The following is a 3,170-nucleotide window of genomic DNA, read 5'->3' as shown; positions in this document are numbered from 1 at the left end:
ACGGTTCGTGCAGGCCGGCGGCGTGCAGGGCGACCTGCCCGGAGTCCTCGTGGATGTCGAGCATGCCTCCCTGGGTGCGGACGTGCCGGTCGGCTTCCAGCTCGAACACGGCCGCCTCGATGCCGCGGGTGTGCAGGACGCGCGCCAGGGTCAGGCCGCCGAGGCCCGCGCCGATGATCGCGATGGGGTGGTGGGTGCTCATGGTGTCTCCTCGTCTTCGAGAACGACCGTAGTCGTGCAGTTGCTCTAAAACTAGAGCGACTCTACTCACAGAGTTGTTCCGGTAAGCTGTCGTCATGACCGAGGTCACCACCGGGCGCCGGGAGCGCAAGAAGGCCCGCACCAGGCAGGTGATCGCGGACACCGCGCTCGACCTGTTCCTCGCCCGCGGGTTCGACCAGGTCTCGGTCAAGGACGTGGCCGCGGCCGCCGACGTGTCGATGAGCGGGCTGTTCAAGCACTTCCCGACCAAGGAGTCCCTGGTCTTCGACGAGGAGGCCGACGTCGAGGCCGGGCTGGTCGCCGCCGTCCGCGACCGCCCCGGGGGGACGTCCCCGCTGGAGGCGCTGCGCGTCTGGCTGCTGGGGAGCCGCTACGGCGCCGAGCCCGCCGACCCGCGCACGGCCGCGTTCTCCGAGCTGGTCGCCGGCACCCCGGCGTTGCGCGACCACGCCCGCCGGATGTGGCTGCGGTACGAGGAGGAGCTGGCCGCGGCGATCAGCCGGGCCGGGCCGGACGTCCCCGGCGCGGACGTCGCCGCCCGCGCGGTGGCCCGGTTCGTCCTGGACCACGCCCAGCCCTGGCACCGCGACGACCCGCGCGGCGAGCTGGACGCCGCCTTCGCGCTCCTCACCGACGGCTGGCCCGCCCCGGAACTGCGCTCCGCGCCCGCGACGCCCCCACCGGCGCCACCGTCACCGACCCGTCCGCCGGGCCTGCGGGAGCGCAAGAAGGCCCAGACCCGGCGTGCGATCACGACCGCCGCGCGGGAACTGTTCGCCGAGCGCGGCTACGACGACGTCGGCGTCCGCGAGGTGGCCGACGCGGCGGGCACGTCCCTGGCGACCCTGTTCACCTACTTCCCCGACGGCAAGGCGAGCCTGGTCTTCCCCGGCAACCGGGACGACAACGCCGCCGTCCTGGCCCGCGTGGTCCGCCTCCGCGCGCCCGGCCAGACGGTCCTGCGGGCACTGCACGACCACCTGGCCACCCGCGGCCCGTTCGACCCGGACCCCGCGCCCGAGCAACGCCGCGTGCTCGACCTCGTCCGCGCCACGCCGGAGCTGAGCGACTACGCCCTCCGCACGTGGACCGCCCTCCAGGATCCCCTGGCCGCCGCCATCGCCGGGGAAGCAGGCGTCCCCGCCGACGACCTCACGACCCGCCTCCTGGCCCGCTACGTCCTGCAGATCCCGGACCTGGCCCACACCACCACCGACCCCCGCCGCACCCTGGACGTCGTCACCGACCTCCTGGAGCACGGGTGGCCCGCCGGCCTGACCGACCGCCTCGGGAACGGCGCCGGGTGACCGGACGGGATCAGAACCGGCCGATGCGGTTGACGTCGTCCGGGTTGACCAGGTCGGGCGCGGTCCAGCCGTCGAGGTCGTACTCGGACAGGCACAGGTCGGCGAAGTCCTCGTAGGCGCGGGTCAGGCCCATCGCGTCCTGGGCGGCCAGGATCTCGGTGCGGACGGCCTCGTGGTTGCCGCCGTAGTTGCGCTCGTACAGCTCGTGGCGACCACCGAACTCCGAACCGATCGCGTCCCACAGCAGCTTCATCACCTTGACCCGCTGGACCGCGTCGTAGCCGTTCGAGCCGCGGACGTACTTGTCCAGGTACGGCCGGACGTCGGGGTTGGCGAAGTCGGCGGCGTGCGAGTTCAGGTAGATCAGGGCGGAACCCAGGTCCTGCTCGATGATCTCCTTCACCCGCGGGTAGCCCACGGTCATGAACCAGCGGTAGGCCAGGCCGGAGTTGAGGTTCGGCAGGACCGCGCCCCCGACCCACGGGTCCGGGTTGTGCGCCATGGAGTCGGTGAGCGCCCACATCATGTTGCGCCAGGCGAGCACCTCACCGATCCGCGCCTGCACGCCGCGGAAGTCCCGCACACCGGTGATGGACACCGCCTTGAGCAGCAGGCCGGACAGGAAGTCCAGCTTGACCGCGAGCCGGGTGCAGCCCTGGAACGTGAAGCGGGGCAGGAAACCGGAGGCGGCCGGGAACTCGTTCGCCTTGTCCAGGTCGCCGTAGACGAAGACGTTCTCCCACGGGACCAGGACCTTGTCCAGCACGAAGATCGTGTCGTTCTCGTCCAGCCGGCTGGACAGCGGGTGGTCGAACGGGCTGCCCATCACGGCCGCGGACATCGAGTAGGACGGGCGGCAGATCAGCTTCATGCCGGGTGAGCCCATGGGGATCGTGCAGACCAGTGCGAACCGCCGGTCCTTCAGCGGCATCCCGTAGTGGGCGATGAAGTTCAGGTGCGTGATCGCGGACCCGGTGGCGACGACCTTCGCGCCGCTGACGACGAGCCCGTTGCCGGTCTCCTTCTCCACGTGGACGAAGACGTCGCGGACCTCCTCCGACGGGCGGTTGCGGTCGACGGGAGGGTGGACGATCGCGTGGTTCCAGTAGAGGACCTTCTCCTGCGACTCCCGGTACCAGCGCAACGCGTTGTCCTGGTAGGGGTGGTAGAAGTCGGAGTTGGCGCCCAGGGTGCCGAGGAAGGCCGCCTTGTAGTCCGGGCTGCGGCCCATCCACCCGTACGTGATGCGGGCCCACTGCGCGATGGCGTCGCGGTCCCCGACCAGGTCCGCGGCCGTGCGGGCGGTGCGGAAGTAGCGCATCGTGTAGCCGCCGCTGCCGGTGTCGGTCGGGCAGGTCAGGACGTCACGCGTCTTCTCGTCGTGCAGGGCGTCGTAGAGGCGCGCGGTCATCCGCACCGGGTTGCGGAACGCCGGGTGGGTCGTCACGTCCGCGACGCGTTCCCCGTACAGGTAGACCTCCCGGCCGTCGTGCAGGCTCTCGATGTACTCGTCCCCGGTCAGGGGGCGCGCGGTCGGTGCGGCGGCGGCGCGGTCGGGATCGGTCATGGCGGTGTCTCCTCGGTTCCGGTTCCCGGCGGTGCGGCCACGGCAGGGCGCGGTGCGGGCGGCCTCGACCGCCC

3 protein-coding genes are annotated in these 3,170 nt (G+C 71.7%); 1 reads left to right on the top strand and 2 read right to left on the bottom strand.

What is annotated here, in order from left to right; translation table 11 throughout:
- Nucleotides 1-202 (bottom strand): FAD-dependent monooxygenase (locus AB0G02_RS32865; RefSeq protein WP_360802031.1); only part of this gene is annotated, 202 nt, incomplete at its 3' end.
- A 94-nt stretch (nucleotides 203-296) separates the two neighbouring features.
- Here AB0G02_RS32865 and AB0G02_RS32860 point away from each other — a divergent pair.
- Nucleotides 297-1,529, top strand: coding sequence for a TetR/AcrR family transcriptional regulator (locus AB0G02_RS32860; RefSeq protein ID WP_360802028.1), 1,233 nt, complete (start codon nucleotides 297-299; stop codon nucleotides 1,527-1,529).
- Between the two features lie 10 nt (nucleotides 1,530-1,539).
- Here the strand turns inward: AB0G02_RS32860 and AB0G02_RS32855 are convergent, their stop codons facing one another.
- Complete coding sequence (locus tag AB0G02_RS32855; protein WP_360802026.1) at nucleotides 1,540-3,096, bottom strand: 4-hydroxyphenylacetate 3-hydroxylase N-terminal domain-containing protein; 1,557 nt, start codon at nucleotides 3,094-3,096, stop codon at nucleotides 1,540-1,542.
- Nucleotides 3,097-3,170: the final 74 nt, after the last annotated feature.

The sequence above is a fragment of the Actinosynnema sp. NPDC023658 genome, assembly GCF_040639995.1.
Lineage (GTDB): Bacteria > Actinomycetota > Actinomycetes > Mycobacteriales > Pseudonocardiaceae > Actinosynnema.
This window is presented reverse-complemented; position numbering and strand designations above follow the sequence as displayed.

Coding starts and splice junctions, on each gene's coding strand:
- AB0G02_RS32860 (WP_360802028.1), top strand. CDS start 297: ATGACCGAGGTCACCACCGGGCGCCGGGAGCGCAAGAAGGCCCGCACC.
- AB0G02_RS32855 (WP_360802026.1), bottom strand. CDS start 3,096: ATGACCGATCCCGACCGCGCCGCCGCCGCACCGACCGCGCGCCCCCTG.